Origin of the sequence: Paraburkholderia agricolaris, assembly GCF_009455635.1 — a bacterium.
GTDB lineage: Bacteria > Pseudomonadota > Gammaproteobacteria > Burkholderiales > Burkholderiaceae > Paraburkholderia > Paraburkholderia agricolaris.
Window position 1 is genome coordinate 4,382,535 of sequence record NZ_QPER01000001.1, and the last position, 18,793, is coordinate 4,401,327.

Here is an 18,793-nt window from a genome sequence, read left to right on the forward strand (position 1 = left end):
CATTCAATCCGGCGGACTATCGTCCGCAACCACGGGCTTCTGTTTGCCCACAATCAAGCGCGCCGCGATGATGCCCGCCTCGTATAGCACGATCAGCGGAATCGCGAGGATCAGCTGCGAGAACACGTCCGGCGGCGTGACCACCGCCGAAATCACGAACGCGCCCACGATCACATACGGACGGATTTCCTTGAGCTTCTTGATGGTCAGCACGTTCATGCGGACCAGCAACACCACCACGATCGGCACTTCGAAGGTCACGCCGAACGCGAGGAACATGGTGAGCACGAAGCTCAGGTAATTGTCGATGTCGGTCGTCATCTCCGCGCCGAGCGGCGCGTTGTAGTGCGCCATCACGCGGAAGATGGTCGGAAACACCACAAAGTACGCGAACGCCATGCCGCACAGGAACAGCGTATAGCTGCTGCCCACCAGCGGCCCGACCAGCTTCTTCTCATGCTGATACAGACCCGGCGCGACGAACGCCCAGATCTGGTACAGCACGATCGGCAGCGCGATCACGAAGGCGACCAGCATGGTCACCTTCATCGGCACGAAGAACGAGCCGGTGACGTCGGTGACGATCATCTTGCCGTCCTTCGGCAGATTCTGCATCAGGGGCCGCGCCAGCAGCCGGAAGATATCGGGCGCCCAATATACGAGCCCGATGAACACCACGATGACGGCAAGGCCGGCGCGGATGATGCGGTCGCGCAATTCAACGAGGTGGGAAATGAAGGTCTCTTCAGTGCCTTCGTCCTGGGTTTGCTGGGGGTCGCTCACACCGGCCCTCGGTTAGAGATTGTCGTTCTGATCATCAGAAGAACCGCGTCGGGCGACGCATGGTGGCCGGTGTATGCCGCGCCACGCGCGCCGCACCCGATTGCACGCGCGTACGGCGCGCAGTGGCGCGCTTGTACCAGGTGGGCATGGCGGTCTGCTTGACGCGCCAGTTTTTGCGCTTAGGGCCTGCCGGTGGCGTGCTGATCGGCCAAGACGAATTGCCGGCGTCTTCAAGCGCGCCGCCAGCAATGCTCGGCGACACCGACGTGCCGCTATTCCACGCGTCGTTCAGTTCGGCTTCATGCTTGCGCAGATTGTCGTGAACGCTGGTTTCGACGTTGCTCGCCGCCGCTTCGAACTCGGTTTTCATGCGACGCAATTCGTCGAGTTCGATTTCGCGGGTAACTTCCGCCTTCACGTCGTTGATATACCGCTGCGCGCGGCCGAACAACGCGCCGGCCGTACGGGCGACGCGAGGCAGGCGCTCAGGCCCGAGTACGACCAGCGCGACGACGCCGATCAGCGCCATCTTGGTTAGACCGAGGTCCAGCATGAAGTGAAGTGTCCGTCAGTAACGCGGTTGGGCCGCGGCTTAGCGGTAATCGCCGGAACGCGGCGTCTTTTCCTTCGCATCCACATCCACGGTGCCGTTACGCGGCAGTTCGCGCTGTTGCGCTTCGCCTGCGGGCGTTTCGGCTTCCTTCATGCCTTCCTTGAAACCCTTCACCGCGCCACCCAGATCGGTACCGATATTGCGCAGCTTCTTCGTGCCGAACACGAGTGCCACGATCAACAACACGATCAGCCAATGCCAAATGCTCAACGAACCCATGACTACTCTCCTTAACCCCGACACCGCATCGTGATGCGGCAAAACTCGTGCGCCTTGCGGCGTGAATCGAAGCGCGGACGCTCCATCTATACGTTGCCGCGAGCTGTTTCGATTCAACCCGCGACACGGTGTGCCATTCTGACCCGGCGATCACGTCGCCGTCATTACAACCCGGTAAAAAACCACGGTGTTGCCGGTGCTGCCGGTGCTGATGGCCAAACCTCGCCGCGCACCTTCGGTAGCGCCCTTTTCCGTCAACCCATTCGCTGCCATGGCCGCGGCCCGGCCAGGATGTGCGCGTGCAGGTGATACACCTCTTGCCCGCCACCTGGCCCCGTATTGATTACCGTGCGAAAACCGGTTTCGCCACCGGTGTACGCCACACCCAATTGCTCAGCCAGACGCGCCACTAAAACAAGCATTCTACCAAGCAGCGGCGCCTCGCTTTCGGTGCAATTCGACAGTGTGGCGACGTGCTTGCGGGGAATCACCAGCACATGCGTTTCGGCTGCCGGACGGATGTCGCGAAAGGCAACAAACTCTTCGTCTTCATGGACTTTGGTCGACGGAATTTCGCCGGCGGCGATCTTGCAGAACAGGCAGTTTGGGTCGTGGCTCATCGTATTCCTGACACAGTATGGCTACAGCGCGAAGCGTGCCGCGGCGCGGTTCAGGTCCCGCCCGGCCGCAACCGGACTCGACTCAAACCCAGCCACGCGGATTCGCGAACGGCTTGTTATCGTACAGATACAGCCAGCCTTTGATAATACGGTACAACGTCCAGATGCTGACGGCCCACAGAACCGGAATGCCGATTAGCACGAACAACAGCAGCCCGCCGATCGCATAACCCAGCAAAGCCATCCAGAAAGTGCGGATCTGCCACTCGAAATGCGCCTCGTAAGGCGTGCCCACCACATCCGGGCGCTTCACGTAGTTGATGATGATCGCGATCAGAATCGTCAGACCACCCGTCAGCCAGTGCACCGCATACAGCGCGTACAGCACATGCGTGAGCGTGCGCAGACTGCGTTCGCGCTCCGGCTCGATCGCGTTGCGGTAGACCGGCGGCGGATAATTCCCTTGCGACTGTTCCATGCTTGCGTCCTCCCGAGGATGCGATCCTATGCGTTCAGTGCAATGTGGGTGCCGACGTTCGCCACTTCAAGACATGGCGGCAAGGCGGCGGCATTCAGTCGCCGTTCTCTTCACGCTCGCGGCTCTTGCGCAGCGCCTTTTCCTCGATGCCCGACAGGCCTTCACGGCGTTCGAGTTCGGCAACCACGTCAGCCGGGCTCAGGTCGAAATGCGACAGCATCACGAGACAGTGAAACCAGAGATCCGCTACTTCGCCGACCAGTGCTTTCGGCGCGCCGCCGTGGCGCGTATCTTTGGCGGCCAGCACGACTTCGGTGGCTTCTTCGCCGATCTTCTTGAGAATCGCGTCATCGCCCTTGTGGAACAGGCGCGACACGTAGGAGACGTCCGGATCGCCGCCCTTGCGGCTGTCGATAATCGCGGCGAGGCGCAGCAGCGTATCCATGGTGGACGTAGATTGCGTAGATTGCGTCATTTGTAGATGTGTTCGGGGTCTTTCAACACGGGATCGACGGCGACCCAGCCACCATCTTCAACCGTGCCTTCGAATTTCTGGAAAAAGCACGAGTGACGGCCGGTGTGGCAAGCGATGCCCGACACCTGCTCGACCTTCAGCAGCACCACGTCTTCGTCGCAATCGAGCCGCACTTCATGCACATGCTGCACGTGGCCGGACTCTTCGCCCTTGAACCACAGGCGCTGGCGCGAGCGCGAAAAGTACACCGCGCGGCCGGTTTCGACGGTTTTCGCCAATGCCTCGCGGTTCATCCACGCGAACATCAGGACGTCGTTGCTCGACGCTTCCTGCGCGATCACCGGCACGAGGCCGTTCGCGTCCCACCTGACCTTGTCGAGCCAATCTACTGCCGAAGAATTCGTCACGTTACAACCTCACCGAAATGCCTTGATCGGCCATGAAGCGCTTGGCCTCCCCCACGGTGTGTTCGCCGTAGTGGAAGATGCTGGCGGCCAGCACGGCGTCCGCGTGACCGTCCTTGATACCGTCGGCCAGATGCTGCAGCGAGCCGACGCCGCCCGAGGCGATCACCGGAACCGACACAGCATCGGACACCGCGCGCGTGAGCGCGAGATCGAAGCCGCTCTTGGTGCCGTCGCGGTCCATACTGGTTAGCAGGATCTCGCCCGCGCCCAGTTCGGCCATCTTGCGCGCCCATTCGACGGCCTCAAGACCGGTGGCCTTGCGCCCACCATGCGTGAATACTTCCCAACGCGGCGGTTCGCCGTCCGCGGAGACGCGCTTCGCGTCGATCGCAACGACGATGCACTGCGAGCCGTATTTGTCCGTCGCGTCGCGCACGAGTTGCGGATTCGCGACCGCCGACGAGTTCATGCTGATCTTGTCCGCGCCCGCATTCAACAACCGCCGCACGTCTTCGACCGCGCGCACGCCGCCGCCGACCGTCAGCGGAATAAACACTTGCGAGGCGACCGCTTCGATGATCGGCAGGATCAAGTCGCGCTGGTCTGAAGTAGCCGTGATGTCGAGGAAGGTAAGTTCGTCGGCGCCCTGGTCGTCGTAGCGGCGCGCGATTTCGACCGGATCGCCGGCGTCGCGCAGTTCGACGAAATTGACACCCTTGACCACGCGTCCAGCCGTGACGTCGAGACAGGGGATGATGCGTTTAGCTAGAGCCATGATCTTGCAATTCTGCCAATACCGCTGATGAGTCCGCTCGTCTGAATCTTCACGAGCGGCACTGTGCCGGCGCGGCGAGCCGCGTCAGACCGCAACAATGTGCAAACACAAGATGCGGCTTGACGCGCTTTCAGAATGCGCCGTTGCGTTCACTTTCGAGTTCGCTGCTGCCTGCCGCGCCGATTCCAGGTTGACCGCGACGCTTCAGGCATTCGACCTTAAGCGTCGTCCGATTCGCGCAGCCGGTCCGCGAGGGTTTGCGCAGCCGCGAAGTCGAGATCGCCCGAATAGATCGCCCGGCCGCAGATCACGCCCTCGATGCCCTCGCCCTCGACTTCGCACAGCGATTCGATGTCCGTGAGGTTCGACAAGCCGCCGCTCGCGATCACCGGAATCTTCACCGCGCGTGCCAGACGAACCGTGGCTTCGATGTTGATGCCCTGCAGCATGCCGTCGCGGCCGATGTCCGTGTAGATGATCGACTCGCAGCCATAATCCTCGAACTTGCGCGCCAGATCGGCCACTTCATGGCCGGTCAGCTTGCTCCAGCCGTCGGTGGCCACTTTGCCGTCTTTCGCATCCAGCCCGACGATGATATGGCCGCCGAAAGCCGTGCAGGCATCCTGCAGGAAGCCCGGATTCTTCACCGCAGCCGTGCCGATGATGACGTAGGACAAACCGTCGTCCAGATAGCGCTCGATCGTGTTCAGGTCGCGGATGCCGCCGCCCAGCTGGACGGGAATCTCGCCTCCCACTTCCTCGATGATCGCGCGAATCGCGTCTTCGTTCTTCGGCTTGCCGGCGAATGCGCCATTCAGATCGACAAGATGCAGACGGCGAGCGCCGCGGTCGACCCAATGCCGGGCCATTGCCGCCGGTTCCTCGGAAAATATCGTCGCCTGGTCCATATCGCCCTGTTTGAGGCGTACACACTGACCATCTTTCAGGTCGATGGCGGGAATCAGCAGCATAGCAATCGGGTGTTGTCTGGGAGGTGGTTGAAGGTTGGCGGCAGCGTCTGGTAAGCCAGCTCGCCGTAACGCCGTTCCGCTAGTTTAGTACAACTCTTTCGGCGCCCTTGCCGGGCGCCCTCTCGCGAGGAAATCAACGTGCTGCGGTGGCGGCGCGCGGCAACCGCCCCGCGGGTCGCGGAACGGCGCACGGCAACAGAACGAAAAAAGGCGCTCACGGGTTCCAGTGCACGAAGTTGCGATACACGCGCAGCCCCGCCTCAGCGCTCTTTTCCGGGTGAAATTGGGTCGCGAAGATGTTATCCCGCGCCACCGCCGAGGTAAAGGGCACACCGTACACCGTTTCGCCCGTGGTATGGGCGGCGTTGTCCGGCACGACGTAATAGCTATGCACGAAGTAGAAAAACGCGTTGTCCGCAACGCCGTCCCACAACGGATGCGGCAGCGCCTGACGCACGCGGTTCCAGCCCATTTGCGGCACCTTGAAGCGCGAACCGTCGTCCTGCACCTGGCCTTCCAGGTCGAAGCGCAGCACTTTGCCCGGCAGCAGGCCCAAACCGGGCGTATCGCCTTCCGCGCTCCAGTCGAACAGCATCTGCTCGCCCACGCACACGCCCATCAGCGGTTTGCTGCGCGAGGCTTCAATGACCGCCTCCTGCAGGCCGGATTCGGCCAGACTGCGCATGCAGTCGGGCATCGCGCCCTGACCGGGCAGCACCACACGGTCGGCCGAACGAATTGCTTCGGGCTGGCCGACGATCGCCACGTCCGCTTCCGGCGCGGCTTTGCGCAATGCCTGAGCAACCGAACGCAGGTTGCCCATTCCGTAATCCACAATCGCTATCGAAGTTTTCATTTCAAGTTAGGCAGCAATGCCTTCAATCCATCGACGATGAATTCCACCGCCAGCGCCGATAACATCAAACCCATGAGCCGCGTGCCGATATTGATCCCCGTGCGACCTACCCAGCGGGCAATCGGTTCAGCGAGGCGCAGCGAAAAAAAGCAGATCGCCGCCAATACCGCGCCGATCGCCACGAGGCTCAACCGGTCGTACCAGTGCGCCGAGCCGGCCGCATAAATGATCGTGGTGCTGATCGCGCCCGGCCCCGTCAACAGTGGAATCGCCAGCGGCACGACCGCGATGTTGTCCTTCTGCTCGGCTTCATGGCGCTCTTCCGGCGTCGAACGGCTGTTGCCGATCTGCGCGTTCAGCATGTTGATCGCCATCAGCAGCATGATGATCCCGCCGCCGACTTCGAGCGACCCGACCGAAATGCCAAAGAAGCTGATGATCTGCTGCCCGAGCAGCGTGGTCACCGCAATCACGCAAAACACCGAAATCGCCGCGATACGGATGGTTCTACGCCGCTCCACGTCGCTCTGATGCGCCGTCAGGCTCATAAAGAACGGAATGGCGCCGACCGGGTTGATCAGCGCCAGCAGCGAAATAAACGACTTCAGAATGTCCATCGCACACCGGGTGCGGGCAAGCGCAGCCGGTCCTGGTCTCGAGACTGGTAAATGAGCGCTTAAAGGCTGCCCTTGGTCGACGGAATCTGCCCCGCCGCGCGTTCGTCCAGTTCGACGGCCATGCGCAATGCACGCCCGAACGCCTTGAACACCGTTTCCATCTGATGATGGGCGTTCAGGCCGCGCAGGTTGTCGATATGCAGCGTGACGCCGGCGTGGTTCACGAAGCCGCGGAAAAATTCGATGGAGAGATCGACGTCGAACGTACCGATGCGCGCGCGCGTGAACGGCACGTGGAATTCGAGGCCCGGACGGCCGGAAAAGTCGATCACGACGCGCGACAAGGCCTCGTCGAGCGGCACGTAGGCATGACCGTAGCGGCGAATACCCTTGCGCTCGCCGATTGCCTTGGCAACGGCCTGGCCGAGCGTGATGCCGACGTCTTCGACCGTATGGTGGTCGTCGATTTCGAGGTCGCCATGCGCTTCGATGTCGAGATCGAACAAGCCGTGCCGAGCGATCTGGTCGAGCATGTGATCAAGAAACGGCACGCCGGTGGCCAGCTTCTGCTGACCGGTGCCGTCCAGATTGATCTTCACACGGATCTGCGTTTCGCTGGTATTGCGAACGACTTCCGCAAGGCGCATGGTAATTCCTCGAATCTAGCTAGAAAGCGATAGGTAGGTGGGATGGGAAAACAGCGAGCGGTGGCCCGCGCGCGCTTTTCTCCGTAGGGAACAGCGCTCACGCAGCCATTTAGCCAGCCGTTCAGTGCAACACGAGTTTCAGTCCGGCGATCAACTGGGCGTTTTCTTCGGGCGAACCGACGGTCAAACGCACGCAATTGACCAGCAATGGATGCATTTTACTCACGTTTTTGATCAAAACCCGTGCTGCCAGCAGCGTTTCGAACATAACGGATGCATCAGGCACCCGCACCAGCAGGAAGTTGCCGGCGCTCGGGAACACTTCGGCACCCGGCAGCTCGGCCACGGCTTGCGCGAGTTTCGTGCGTTCTTCACGCAATTGCGCGGCTTGAGCGTCGAGCACGTCGACGTGATCGAGCAGGAAATCGGCGGCGGCTTGCGTCAGCACGTTAGTGTTGTACGGCGGCCGCACCTTGTCGAATTCGGTGAGCCACGCGGGTTTGCCGACCAGATAACCGAGGCGGATACCGGCCAGACCGAGCTTGGACACGGTACGCATCACAACGACGTTGTCGAACGCATCGGCGCGCGGCAGCCAGCTTTGCTGCGCGAACGGCTGGTAGGCCTCGTCGATCACCACCAGGCTTTTGTTCGCCGCGGCGATGATGCGCTCCATGTCCGCGTCGTCGTACAGCGTGCCGGTCGGGTTGTTCGGATAGGCCAGATAGACGATCGCCGGCTCATGCTCGGCGATCGCCGCCAGCATCGCTTCGGTGTCGAGCGTGAAATCGGGCTTCAGCGGCACACCGATGAAGTCCAGATTCGCCAGCTTCGCCGACATCTGGTACATCACGAAACCCGGCACCGGCGCGAGCACCTTGGCGCCCGGCTGCGCGCACGCCACCGACACCATACTGATGATTTCATCCGAGCCGTTGCCGAGCAGCACCTCGCAACCCGCGGGCACGCCCATGACGCGCTTGATCTTTTCGATCAGCGCTTCCGGGCGCGGCGCCGGGTAGCGATTCAGCGCCACCCCGGCCAGATGCTCGCCCAGATGGGCGGCAAGCACCGGCGGCAGCGGAAACGGGTTTTCCATCGCGTCGAGCTTGATGTAGCCCGTGGCGTCAGGAACCGGATAGCTCGTCATCGCGAGCACGTCGCGGCGGATGATGTCTTGAGGTGTCGTCATAAGTCAGTGGACCGGCCCACATGAAGGACGCCGGCCCGGCAGCGGGTATCGGCGGCTTGGGGACTGCCCCAGGTTGGTCTGTATTGTCGTTATTTAACGGGAAACCGCGCGAAATCCGTCGGTAAATTTCGCGGGCATCGGTTTGATGCCCGCCCGGCGCCCGAACGGTCAGCCGCCTTGCCGCATCCGGTATTCAGCACTACGGGCGTGAGCCTGCAGGCCTTCGCCGTAAGCGAGTTCGGCGGCGATCTCACCAAGTGTCTGCGCGCCTTCCGCGCTGACCTCGATCACGCTCGACCGCTTGAAGAAATCGTAGACGCCCAACGGGGACGAAAACCGTGCGGTACGCGACGTAGGCAGCACATGATTCGGCCCCGCGCAGTAATCGCCAAGGCTTTCGCTGGTGTAGCGGCCGAGGAAGATCGCACCGGCATGGCGAATCAACTGACCCCATTGATGCGGCTCCAGCGCGGAGATTTCGAGATGCTCCGGTGCGATGTCGTTGGCAATCGCGCAGGCCTCGGCCATATCGCGCACCTTGATCAGCGCACCACGGCCTTCGAGCGACGCGCGGATCACGTCCTGACGCGGCATGGTAGGCAGCAATTCGTTGATCGCGTCGCGCACGCGGGCAATGAAGGCATCGTCCGGACACAGCAGGATGGATTGCGCGAGTTCGTCGTGCTCGGCTTGCGAGAACAGATCCATCGCGATCCAGCGCGGGTCCGTCGTACCGTCGCACAGCACGAGAATTTCCGACGGCCCGGCGATCATGTCGATCCCGACTGTGCCGAACACACGGCGCTTGGCTGACGCGACATAGGCATTGCCCGGGCCGCAGATCTTGTCGACCGCGGGCACCGTTTCCGTGCCGTACGCCAATGCGCCCACCGCCTGCGCACCGCCGATCGTGAACACGCGGTCCACGCCGCCCAGCAACGCGGCCGCCAGCACCAGCGGATTTTTCACGCCGTCCGGCGTGGGCACGACCATGACGATTTCACGCACGCCGGCCACGCGGGCCGGAATCGCGTTCATCAGCACCGACGACGGATATGCCGCCTTGCCGCCCGGCACATAGATACCCGCGCGATCCAGCGGCGTGACCTTCTGCCCGAGCACGGTGCCGTCCGCTTCCGTGTACTGCCAGCTATGGCTGCCGCACTCGATCTTCTGCTTCTCGTGGTAACCGCGCACGCGCGCCGCCGCCGCTTCGAGCGCCGCACGGCGCTTCGGCTCGAGGCTTTCAAGCGCGGCTTCGAGTTCCGACATCGGCAACTCGAGCGCGTCGACGCTCTTCGCCTCGACGCGGTCGAAGCGATTCGTGTACTCCAGCACCGCGGCGTCGCCGCGCGCCTTCACGTCGTTCAGAATCTGCGCGACCGAGCGCTCGATTGCTTCGTCTTCGCTCGCCTCGAACGCGAGCACCGCGTGCAGCGCCTTGTGAAAATCGGGCGCGCTGGAATCGAGTTTGCGAATCTTGATAGACATACGGGTATCCGTTTCGGTAAGGCGCGCGTTAAAAGCCTGACCACGCGCGTGGTCAAACGATTCAGTCGGCTGCGGTGCCGGCCTTCGACGCGCGTTCGAATGCGTCGAGGATCGGTCGCAGCGCGGCGCGCTTGAGCTTCAGCGCCGCCTGGTTCACAACGAGGCGCGACGAAATCTGCATGATCTCCTCCACCTCGACAAGATTGTTGGCGCGCAAGGTATTGCCCGAGCTCACCAGGTCGACGATCGCATCGGCGAGGCCCACCAGCGGCGCCAGTTCCATCGAACCGTACAGCTTGATCAGGTCGACGTGCACGCCCTTGGCGGCAAAATGCTCACGTGCGGTTTCAACGTACTTGGTCGCCACGCGCAGGCGTGCGCCCTGGCGCACCGCGTTCGCGTAGTCGAAACCGGCCGCCACCGCGACCGACATCCGGCACCGCGCGATATCCAGGTCGACCGGCTGATACAGCCCGCTGCCGCCGTGCTCGAGCAGGACGTCTTTGCCAGCCACGCCGAAGTCGGCCGCGCCGTATTCGACGTAGGTCGGAACATCTGTGGCGCGCACGATGATCACGCGCACATTCGCGTCCGTGGTGGGCAAAATCAGCTTGCGCGAGGTTTCCGGATCTTCGGCGACTTCAATGCCGGCTGCGGCGAGCAACGGCAGCGTCTCTTCGAAGATACGCCCTTTCGACAAAGCCAGCGTAAGCGGCGCACTCACGGCCGGCGACGACGACGTTTGGGGCATCGAACTCATGCCTGGCTCCCCGAGATACGGCGCACCTTGGCGCCGATGGCGTTGAGCTTGGTTTCCATCCGGTCGTAACCACGATCCAGGTGATAGATACGGTCGATCAGCGTTTCACCTTCGGCACGCAGCGCGGCGATCACGAGACTCGCTGAAGCGCGCAGGTCGGTTGCCATCACCTTGGCGCCGGACAGCTTCTCAACGCCGGTCACGAGCGCAGTGTTGCCGTCGATCGTGATGCTCGCGCCGAGGCGGTTCAATTCCTGCACGTGCATGTAGCGGTTTTCGAAGATCGTCTCGACCACTTGCGAGGTGCCGTCCGCGATCGTGTTGAGCGCCATGAACTGCGCCTGCATGTCGGTCGGGAACGCGGGGTATTCGGACGTGCGGAAGCTCACCGCGCTCGGACGCTTGTCCATGCGCACGCGCATCCAGTCGTCGCCTTCTTCGACCGTGACGCCTGCTTCACGCAGCTTTTCGGTCACGGCTTCCAGGATCAGCGGACGTACTTTACGCAATGTGACATCGCCGCCGGCGGCCGCGACCGCGCACAGGAACGTACCGGCTTCGATACGATCCGGAATCACCGTGTGCTTCGCGCCATGCAACCTGTCGACGCCCTGGATGACCAGACGGTCGGTGCCGATACCTTCGATCTGCGCGCCCATCTCGACCAGCAGATGCGCGAGGTCGCCCACTTCCGGCTCACGGGCGGCGTTCTCGATGACCGTCTCGCCCTCGGCAAGCACCGCCGCCATCAGCAGGTTTTCGGTGCCCGTCACGGTAATCATGTCGGTCACGATACGGGTGCCCTTCAGACGCTTCGCCCGCGCTTCGATGAAGCCGTGCTCGATCGTGATTTCCGCGCCCATGGCCTGCAGGCCCTTGATGTGCTGATCCACCGGACGCGCGCCGATCGCGCAGCCACCCGGCAGCGACACCTTGGCGTGGCCGAAGCGCGCCACCAGCGGGCCGAGCACCAGAATCGACGCACGCATGGTCTTCACCATTTCGTACGGCGCGACGAGGTTATCGACCTTCGACGCATCCAGCGACACGCACCCCTCACCGCTCTCGATGCGCACGCCCATCTGGCCGAGCAGCTTCAGCATCGTGCGCACGTCCTGCAAGTCGGGCACGTTCTCCAGATGCACCGGCTCCGCGCTGAGCAGACTCGCGCACAGGATCGGCAACGCCGCGTTCTTCGCGCCTGAGACGACGACTTCGCCCGACAGCGGGTAGCCACCTTCAATGACGAGTTTATCCATGCCTGTCAGTTCCTGATCGACCCGGACTTCAGCCGGGCCCGCTTTGACTTTGTTCGACGCGCCGCTACCGGCGTCGCGCCCTTCTTGAGTAATTCGCACTAAATTTCCAGATTACGCGTTCTGCCATTCGGCGGGCGTCAGCGTCTTCATGCTGAGCGCGTGGATTTCTTCGCGCATGCGGTCGCCGAGCGCCGCATACACGAGTTGATGGCGCGCGATCAAACGCTTGCCTTCGAAGCTCGGCGAGACGATGGTCGCGAAGAAATGCTGACCGTCGCCCTCGACTTCGAGATGCTGGCAAGCGAGCCCAGCCGCGATGTATTGCTTGACCTGTTCGGGAGTCGGCAACATGAGAGAAGCTCCTGATCAGTGGCGCAGTTTGTAGCCGGAGGCGAGCATGCGCATCGCCACCACGGCCAGCACCACAAAGAAACCGGCAACGATCGCCAGGCTCTCGAGCGGATTGATATCCGACATCCCGAAGAAACCGTAGCGAAAGCCGTCGATCATGTAGAAAAAGGGATTGAGCCGCGACACTTCGCGCCACACCGGCGGCAGCGTGTGCGTCGAGTAGAACACGCCCGAGAGGAACGTGAGCGGCATAATCAGAAAGTTTTGAAATGCGGCAAGCTGATCGAACTTTTCGGCCCAGATGCCGGCGATCAAACCAAGCGTGCCCAGGATCGCCGCGCCAAAAATGGCGAACGCGATGATGTAAAGCGGCGCGCTGAAGCTGACCGGCACGAACCAGATCGTCACGATGAACACGCCGAAGCCAACCGCCAGGCCCCGTGCCACGGCCGCGAGCACGTAAGCGCCGAACATCTCGTAATGGGAGAGCGGCGGCAGCAGCACGAACACCAGGTTGCCGGTGATCTTCGACTGGATCAGCGAGGACGAACTGTTCGCAAAGGCGTTCTGCAACACGCTCATCATCACGAGGCCGGGAATCAGGAAGCTCGTGTACTCGACGCCCGGATAGACCTGAACGTGACCGCGCAACGCGTGGCCGAAAATCGTCAGATACAGCAGCGCGGTGATGACCGGCGCCAGCACGGTCTGGAACGCCACCTTCCAGAAACGCAGGATTTCCTTGTAAAACAGCGTACTGAAACCACTGTAGCCGCTCATGCAAGCCCCTCGATCACTTCCGGACCGTTCATCACCTGAACGAACACATCTTCGAGGTCGGCCTTGCGGACCTCGATTTCTTCGAATGTACAACCCGCTGCGCGGCACTGCGCGAGAATCCGCTCGACGTCGTCGTAGCTCGCCAGACGCAGCAGATGCTGACGGCCATTGCCGTTGCCCGTCCCGCTGTCCACTTCGAGGGGACGCAACTCGGCCGGCAACACGCCTTCTGTAAAGCGCAGGAACAACTGCATGCCGGCGAAGCGTTGCAGCAGCGTGCTGGTGCGCTCGAGCGCCACGACCTCGCCGCGCCGCAACATCGCAATGCGGTCGCACAGCGATTCGGCCTCTTCCAGATAGTGCGTGGTCAGCACGATCGTGTGGCCCTCGCGATTCAGGCGCGAGATGAATTTCCACAAGGTTTGACGCAACTCGACGTCGACGCCCGCGGTCGGCTCATCCAGCACGATCACCGGCGGCCGGTGCACCAGCGCCTGCGCGACGAGCACGCGGCGCTTCATGCCGCCCGACAGCGCGCGCATGTTGGCGTCGGCTTTGTCGGTGAGGTCGAGATTGGCCATGATCTCGTCGATCCACGCGTCGTTATTGCGCAGCCCGTAGTAGCCGGACTGGATGCGCAAGGTTTCGCGGACGGTGAAGAACGGATCGAACACGAGTTCCTGCGGCACCACGCCGAGCGCACGGCGCGCGTCGCGGAAGTCGCTGACTACGTCATGGCCACGGACCGCGATGCTGCCTTCATCGGCGCGCGCGAGACCGGCGAGTATGCTGATGAGCGTCGTCTTGCCCGCGCCGTTCGGACCGAGCAGTCCGAAGAACTCGCCTTCTTCCACCGTGAGGCTGACGCCCTTGAGCGCTTGCAAGTCCTTGTAGCGCTTCTTGACGTTACGAATTTCTATGGCTGACATGACTATGGGCCGCGTGCGTCGCGGCGCCTAAAGGAGCCCCGAGGGGGCGCAAAAATGCTGGAAGGGACGAAATTGGGGCCGGTTATATGCCCCAAAAAACGTTTGATTATAGGGCAAAAATCGGCGGCCCCGGCTGAGCCGGGGCGATTGGAAGTGACGCTATGGGAGCGTCAATGTCGCGCGCGCTGCAAGCAGCATGGGACCGGAGTAAGCACTAAAGCGCCAACCCCGGTCGACACAGAAGGGTGTCGACGCCGTAGGCGTGTGCGAGGCTGGCGAGACCAGCCGGCAGGTTGACGATCTGGAACGCGGCGCCGCGTGCCTGAGCGGCACGCTCCCACGCGAGCAGGACGGCCAGCGCGGTCGAATCGAATTGCACGAGCGGCGCGCAGTCCACGCCGTTCGCGCCCGCCGCGATACGCTGCAAACCCGCCTCGAACGCGGCTTTCGCGCTCTCGTGGGTCAGCGTCGCGCCGCTTTCGAAGCGGCTCGCGACGGAGGCGTTCAGCACTTCGCTCACGACTGCTTGCCCGCGGCGAGTTGCTGATTACGCTGCGTGAGGAACTGGATCAGTCCGTCCACGCCCTTCTGCTGGATCTGCTCGTTGAACTGCTGCTGATACGCCTGGATCAGCCACGCGCCGAGCACGTTGATGTCATATACGCGCCAGCCTTGCGGTGTCTTGTACAGACGGTAGTCGAGTTCGATCGGCGAGCCGTTGTTCATCACGACCGAGCGAACCACCGTGTCGGTGTCGTCCGGGTTCATGCGGAACGGCTTGTACTGGATCTGCTGGTCACGGACCTGGGCGAGTGCACCCGAGTACGTGCGGATCAGCAGCATCTTGAACTGCTCGACCACCTGGTTTTGCTGCTCCGGCGTGGCGGTGCGCCAGTTGCGGCCCATTGCCAGCTGCGTGGTGCGGCGGAAATCGGTGTACGGCAGGATCTTTTCGTTGACGAGCTGGGTGATGTGCGAAATGTCGCCTTGCTGGATCGACTTGTCGGCACGCACGGCGTCAACCACTTGCTGCGTGACGGTCTTGATCAGGGTGTCAGGCGAGCTGGAGTCGACGGTTTGTGCCGAGGCACCGGCACTGGCGAACGAAAACAGCGCAGCAAACAACGGAATCAGGAAGAATTTTTTCATATCGAGCCTTGCTTTAAAAATAGTGCAACCGTTTGAGCCGACATTAACACGCGAGTTCAGCAGCAATCCATGCGCAAACTGCGAGAGTCGTTTCGAGGTGTTACGGCTGCACGATCAACGCAATTTGAATGACGGGAAGTTGAAACGCTGCGGCGGGACCAGTTGGCCGGCCGGAATCTGCGTGGTTTCCGGACCGCCGTTCAGATCGAGCGGCGGCGTTCCGGTGCTGCCTGAAGCGGCTTCCGGTGCGGCTGCCGTGCCCGCTTGCGGCGGCGTTGCAGCCGCTGCACCCGAGCCGCCCGACGCGTTCGCGGCAGCACCCTGCGTGCCTGTCGGCGCCGCAGCCGCGCCGCCCTCGACGTCGTCGTACTTCGGCAGCGGGGCTTCGTCGCCGTAGTTCGGCAGCGCCTGCGATTGCTTGCCATCCGACAACAAATACTGGCGGCGTTGCAGATACGCGTTGCGCACGAACGAATACTTGTCCAGTGCGGCGCCTTCGAGCACGTCGCTCGCGCTCAACAGATTCGCGCGCGTGTTGACCACGTTCAGGCCATACAACGCCCAGCTCAGCCCATCCGGGTGAATGTAGCTGAGCGGATTGACATAGTAATTACCGATCGAGCCAACCGCATCGCGCACCGTGCTCGGACCGAACAGCGGCAGCACGAGATAGGGACCTGCCGGCACGCCATAATGACCGAGCGTCAGGCCGAGGTCGTTGTCGTGCTTGGGCAGCTTGGCGAGCGTCGCCACGTCGAACAGCCCGCCGACGCCGAACACCGTATTGATCACGATCCGCATGATGTCTTCGACGCCATCGGTGATCTTCAGCTGCAGCAGGTTGTTCGCCGCAATGTAGACGTCGCCGATATTCGAAAAGAAGTTGGTGACGCTGTCGCGCACCGGCTGCGGCGTGATGAAGACGTAGCCCTTGGCGACCGGCTTCAGCGCGTACTGGTCGAGCTTGTCGTTGACGGTGAAGATGGTGCGGTTCAGGCCCTCGAGCGGGTCGCCCTTGGTCGGGGTCGGCACGGTCGAGCAGCCGGCTAGCGTAGCGGCCGCCAGTGCGAACGTCGCTATCTGGACAGTGCGCACACCTCGTTTGCGTAGGGTCTGCATTTTTATTCTCCTTATTGACCGGCCGCGCCAGAGGCGGGCGGAGTCGATGCCGCCGGCGCGGGCACCGTGGCAGGGGCGGCCGCAGGCGCAGCCGAACCCGTGCCAGGCTTGGACGCACCCGAGTCCGCGGCCTTGCTGTACAGGAATTGTCCGATCAGGTTTTCCAGCACGATCGCCGACTGCGTCATCGAAATCGTGTCACCCGCCTTAAGCATCTCGCTATCGCCACCGGGTTCGAGCCCGATGTATTGCTCGCCGAGCAGACCGGAAGTCAGGATCTTCGCCGAGGTATCTTTCGGAAACGGGTATTGCTTGTCGATGTCGATCGTGACGACAGCCTGATACGAATTGCTGTCAAAGCCGATCGAGTCGACCCGGCCGACCGTCACGCCCGCGCTCTTCACCGGCGCGCGCGCCTTCAGTCCGCCGATATTGTCGAATTTGAGCTTGACCGGGTACGTTGCCTGAAACGACAACGAGCTCATGTTGCCAGCCTTCAGCGCGAGAAACAGCAACGCCACGAAACCCAACACCACGAACAGGCCGACCCAGAAGTCGAGAGCAGTCTTTTTCATCGTCATCCCAAAGTGAATCCGCCACGCTGCTACCGCTCAGATCTCGCGCAAGCCGAGGCGCGTTCGCCGAGCGAAAACGTGCAGCGCAGTTTTAGCTGAACATCAGTGCGGTCAACAGAAAATCGAGGCCGAGCACCGCAAGCGACGCGTACACGACCGTCTTGGTCGTGGCGCGCGACACGCCTTCCGGCGTCGGCTTGGCTTCGTAGCCCTGAAACAGCGCCACGAAGGTCACCGCGAGGCCGAACACCACGCTCTTGATGACCCCGGCGCCCACATCGCGCCAGACATCGACACCGCCTTGCATCTGCGACCAGAACGCGCCGGCATCGACGCCGATCAGCAGCACGCCCACCACATAACCACCGAACACACCGACCGCGCTGAAAATCGCCGCCAGAATCGGCATGGCAATAATGCCCGCCCACAGGCGCGGCGCCACCACCACCTTCACCGGATCCACCGCCATCATTTCCATCGCGGTGAGTTGCTCGCCTGCCTTCATCAACCCGATCTCGGCCGTGAGCGACGTGCCGGCACGGCCCGCGAACAGGAGTGCGGTGACCACCGGTCCGAGTTCGCGCACCAGCGAAAGCGCGACCAGCAGCCCCAACGCCTGCTCGGAACCGTAGCGGTTGAGCGTGTAATACCCCTGCAGGCCGAGCACGAAACCGACGAACAGCCCTGACACAGCGATGATCACCAGCGAATAATTACCCACGAAGTGGATCTGCTTCGTGACAAGGCGCGGCCTGCGCAATAGTGGGAAAAATTCGAACAGCAGCCGGAAGAAGAAACGCGTGGCATAGCCGGCCGTGCCCAAGCCGTCGATCACCGAGCGACCCAAAGCACTGATCATGACTGACCTCCGCCAATGCCGAAGTCCGCCGCGAGCGGCGTCTGGCTGGGGTAGTGGAATTTGAATGGGCCGTCCGGCGCGCCGTCGATGAACTGGCGCACCGTGGCATCGGTCGACGCACGCAGCTCCGCAGGCGTGCCTTCGGCGTGCACCCCACCGTTGGCGAGGAAATAGACGTAATCGGCGATCGCGAACGACTCCGGGACGTCGTGCGTAACGAGGATCGAGGTTGCGCCAAGCGCCTGATTCAGCGCGCGAATCAGATTGGCGGTGATGCCGAGCGAGATCGGATCGAGGCCGGCGAACGGCTCGTCGTACATCATCAGCTCGGGGTCGAGCGCAATCGCCCGGGCCAGCGCCACACGCCGCGCCATACCGCCCGAAATCTCCGACGGCGCGAGATCGCGCGCACCGCGCAACCCAACCGCATTGAGCTTCATCAATACGAGATCGCGGATCAGCTCCTCAGGGAGGTCGGTGTGCTCGCGCAGTGCGAACGCGACGTTCTCGAACACCGACATGTCGGTGAACAGTGCGCCGAACTGGAACAGCATGCCCATCTTGCGGCGCAGCGCGTAGAGACCGTCGCGCGTCTGCTGGCCGATGTCCTGGCCTTGAAACAGGATCTGGCCGCGCTGCGCGCGCACCAGACCGCCGATCAGGCGCAGCACCGTGGTTTTGCCGCAACCCGAGCCGCCCATGACCGCGACGACCTGGCCACGCTTGAAGCGCAGATTCAGGTTCGACAGGACGAGCCGGTCGCCATAACCGAAGTCGACGTCACGCAGCTCGAGTAAGGTCTCGGGGGAGGAAGACACGAAACTGACAGTCCTTTTACACGGAAGGCCGAATTATAGGGCCATCATGC

25 protein-coding genes are annotated in these 18,793 nt (G+C 62.4%); all 25 read right to left on the bottom strand.

The features are described 5' to 3' along the window. Nucleotides 1-3 precede the first annotated feature (3 nt). Nucleotides 4-783: a twin-arginine translocase subunit TatC gene (gene tatC / locus GH665_RS19245; RefSeq protein WP_153137569.1), complete on the bottom strand. Its 780-nt coding sequence runs from the start codon at nucleotides 781-783 to the stop codon at nucleotides 4-6. A gap of 34 nt (nucleotides 784-817) precedes the next feature. Beyond that, nucleotides 818-1,336 carry a Sec-independent protein translocase protein TatB gene (gene tatB, locus GH665_RS19250; protein ID WP_153137571.1) on the bottom strand — a complete coding sequence of 173 codons (519 nt, stop codon included), beginning with the start codon at nucleotides 1,334-1,336 and terminating at the stop codon, nucleotides 818-820. 39 nt (nucleotides 1,337-1,375) lie between these two features. Next, nucleotides 1,376-1,615 carry a Sec-independent protein translocase subunit TatA gene (tatA, locus tag GH665_RS19255; RefSeq protein ID WP_028199650.1) on the bottom strand — a complete coding sequence of 80 codons (240 nt, stop codon included), beginning with the start codon at nucleotides 1,613-1,615 and terminating at the stop codon, nucleotides 1,376-1,378. A 254-nt stretch (nucleotides 1,616-1,869) separates the two neighbouring features. Next, nucleotides 1,870-2,235: a histidine triad nucleotide-binding protein gene (locus GH665_RS19260; protein WP_030100684.1), complete on the bottom strand. Its 366-nt coding sequence runs from the start codon at nucleotides 2,233-2,235 to the stop codon at nucleotides 1,870-1,872. Between the two features lie 82 nt (nucleotides 2,236-2,317). After that, nucleotides 2,318-2,713, bottom strand: a complete 396-nt coding sequence (locus tag GH665_RS19265) for a DUF4870 family protein (RefSeq protein WP_153137573.1) — start codon at nucleotides 2,711-2,713, stop codon at nucleotides 2,318-2,320. 94 nt (nucleotides 2,714-2,807) lie between these two features. Continuing rightward, nucleotides 2,808-3,188: a phosphoribosyl-ATP diphosphatase gene (locus tag GH665_RS19270; RefSeq protein WP_153137575.1), complete on the bottom strand. Its 381-nt coding sequence runs from the start codon at nucleotides 3,186-3,188 to the stop codon at nucleotides 2,808-2,810. Then, entirely contained in the window at nucleotides 3,185-3,595 is a 411-nt protein-coding gene (gene hisI / locus GH665_RS19275) for a phosphoribosyl-AMP cyclohydrolase (protein ID WP_153137577.1), read from the bottom strand. Before hisI ends, GH665_RS19270 begins: the two co-directional genes overlap by 4 nt. Before the next feature lies 1 nt (nucleotide 3,596). Beyond that, a complete protein-coding gene (hisF, locus tag GH665_RS19280; protein ID WP_153137579.1) occupies nucleotides 3,597-4,370 on the bottom strand; it encodes an imidazole glycerol phosphate synthase subunit HisF in 774 nt (257 codons plus the stop codon). 218 nt (nucleotides 4,371-4,588) lie between these two features. Continuing rightward, nucleotides 4,589-5,341: a 1-(5-phosphoribosyl)-5-[(5-phosphoribosylamino)methylideneamino]imidazole-4-carboxamide isomerase gene (gene hisA, locus GH665_RS19285; protein WP_120345328.1), complete on the bottom strand. Its 753-nt coding sequence runs from the start codon at nucleotides 5,339-5,341 to the stop codon at nucleotides 4,589-4,591. A gap of 214 nt (nucleotides 5,342-5,555) precedes the next feature. After that, entirely contained in the window at nucleotides 5,556-6,197 is a 642-nt protein-coding gene (gene hisH / locus GH665_RS19290; RefSeq protein ID WP_153137582.1) for an imidazole glycerol phosphate synthase subunit HisH, read from the bottom strand. Continuing rightward, on the bottom strand, nucleotides 6,194-6,814 hold the full coding sequence (locus GH665_RS19295) for a YchE family NAAT transporter (protein WP_028199643.1): 621 nt from the start codon (nucleotides 6,812-6,814) through the stop codon (nucleotides 6,194-6,196). The genes hisH and GH665_RS19295 overlap by 4 nt, the downstream gene beginning before the upstream one ends. Nucleotides 6,815-6,873: 59 nt before the next feature. Beyond that, entirely contained in the window at nucleotides 6,874-7,461 is a 588-nt protein-coding gene (hisB, locus tag GH665_RS19300; RefSeq protein ID WP_028199642.1) for an imidazoleglycerol-phosphate dehydratase HisB, read from the bottom strand. A 121-nt stretch (nucleotides 7,462-7,582) separates the two neighbouring features. Then, complete coding sequence (hisC, locus tag GH665_RS19305) at nucleotides 7,583-8,653, bottom strand: histidinol-phosphate transaminase (RefSeq protein WP_153137586.1); 1,071 nt, start codon at nucleotides 8,651-8,653, stop codon at nucleotides 7,583-7,585. A gap of 168 nt (nucleotides 8,654-8,821) precedes the next feature. Next, nucleotides 8,822-10,144 (bottom strand): histidinol dehydrogenase, encoded by a 1,323-nt coding sequence (gene hisD / locus GH665_RS19310; RefSeq protein ID WP_153137588.1) that lies wholly within the window; start codon nucleotides 10,142-10,144, stop codon nucleotides 8,822-8,824. Between the two features lie 61 nt (nucleotides 10,145-10,205). Then, complete coding sequence (hisG, locus tag GH665_RS19315; RefSeq protein WP_153137590.1) at nucleotides 10,206-10,904, bottom strand: ATP phosphoribosyltransferase; 699 nt, start codon at nucleotides 10,902-10,904, stop codon at nucleotides 10,206-10,208. Next, nucleotides 10,901-12,163 carry a UDP-N-acetylglucosamine 1-carboxyvinyltransferase gene (murA, locus tag GH665_RS19320; protein ID WP_153138589.1) on the bottom strand — a complete coding sequence of 421 codons (1,263 nt, stop codon included), beginning with the start codon at nucleotides 12,161-12,163 and terminating at the stop codon, nucleotides 10,901-10,903. The genes hisG and murA overlap by 4 nt, the downstream gene beginning before the upstream one ends. A 111-nt stretch (nucleotides 12,164-12,274) precedes the next feature. Beyond that, nucleotides 12,275-12,514: a BolA family protein gene (locus GH665_RS19325; protein ID WP_028199637.1), complete on the bottom strand. Its 240-nt coding sequence runs from the start codon at nucleotides 12,512-12,514 to the stop codon at nucleotides 12,275-12,277. A 15-nt stretch (nucleotides 12,515-12,529) separates the two neighbouring features. After that, entirely contained in the window at nucleotides 12,530-13,294 is a 765-nt protein-coding gene (locus tag GH665_RS19330) for an ABC transporter permease (protein WP_028199636.1), read from the bottom strand. Next, nucleotides 13,291-14,223 carry an ABC transporter ATP-binding protein gene (locus GH665_RS19335; RefSeq protein ID WP_028199635.1) on the bottom strand — a complete coding sequence of 311 codons (933 nt, stop codon included), beginning with the start codon at nucleotides 14,221-14,223 and terminating at the stop codon, nucleotides 13,291-13,293. Before GH665_RS19335 ends, GH665_RS19330 begins: the two co-directional genes overlap by 4 nt. 214 nt (nucleotides 14,224-14,437) lie before the next feature. Next, nucleotides 14,438-14,743: an STAS domain-containing protein gene (locus tag GH665_RS19340; RefSeq protein ID WP_153137593.1), complete on the bottom strand. Its 306-nt coding sequence runs from the start codon at nucleotides 14,741-14,743 to the stop codon at nucleotides 14,438-14,440. Beyond that, the gene (locus GH665_RS19345; protein ID WP_153137595.1) at nucleotides 14,740-15,372 is read right to left on the bottom strand and encodes an MlaC/ttg2D family ABC transporter substrate-binding protein; all 633 of its coding nucleotides are present in this window, start codon (nucleotides 15,370-15,372) and stop codon (nucleotides 14,740-14,742) included. Before GH665_RS19345 ends, GH665_RS19340 begins: the two co-directional genes overlap by 4 nt. Before the next feature lie 114 nt (nucleotides 15,373-15,486). Then, nucleotides 15,487-16,491, bottom strand: a complete 1,005-nt coding sequence (locus GH665_RS19350) for an MlaA family lipoprotein (RefSeq protein ID WP_153137597.1) — start codon at nucleotides 16,489-16,491, stop codon at nucleotides 15,487-15,489. 11 nt (nucleotides 16,492-16,502) lie between these two features. Next, complete coding sequence (gene mlaD, locus GH665_RS19355) at nucleotides 16,503-17,066, bottom strand: outer membrane lipid asymmetry maintenance protein MlaD (protein ID WP_153137599.1); 564 nt, start codon at nucleotides 17,064-17,066, stop codon at nucleotides 16,503-16,505. Between the two features lie 91 nt (nucleotides 17,067-17,157). Next, nucleotides 17,158-17,925, bottom strand: coding sequence for a lipid asymmetry maintenance ABC transporter permease subunit MlaE (gene mlaE / locus GH665_RS19360; protein WP_030100676.1), 768 nt, complete (start codon nucleotides 17,923-17,925; stop codon nucleotides 17,158-17,160). Continuing rightward, nucleotides 17,922-18,743, bottom strand: a complete 822-nt coding sequence (locus GH665_RS19365; protein WP_028199629.1) for an ABC transporter ATP-binding protein — start codon at nucleotides 18,741-18,743, stop codon at nucleotides 17,922-17,924. The genes mlaE and GH665_RS19365 overlap by 4 nt, the downstream gene beginning before the upstream one ends. Between the last annotated feature and the right edge of the window lie 50 nt (nucleotides 18,744-18,793).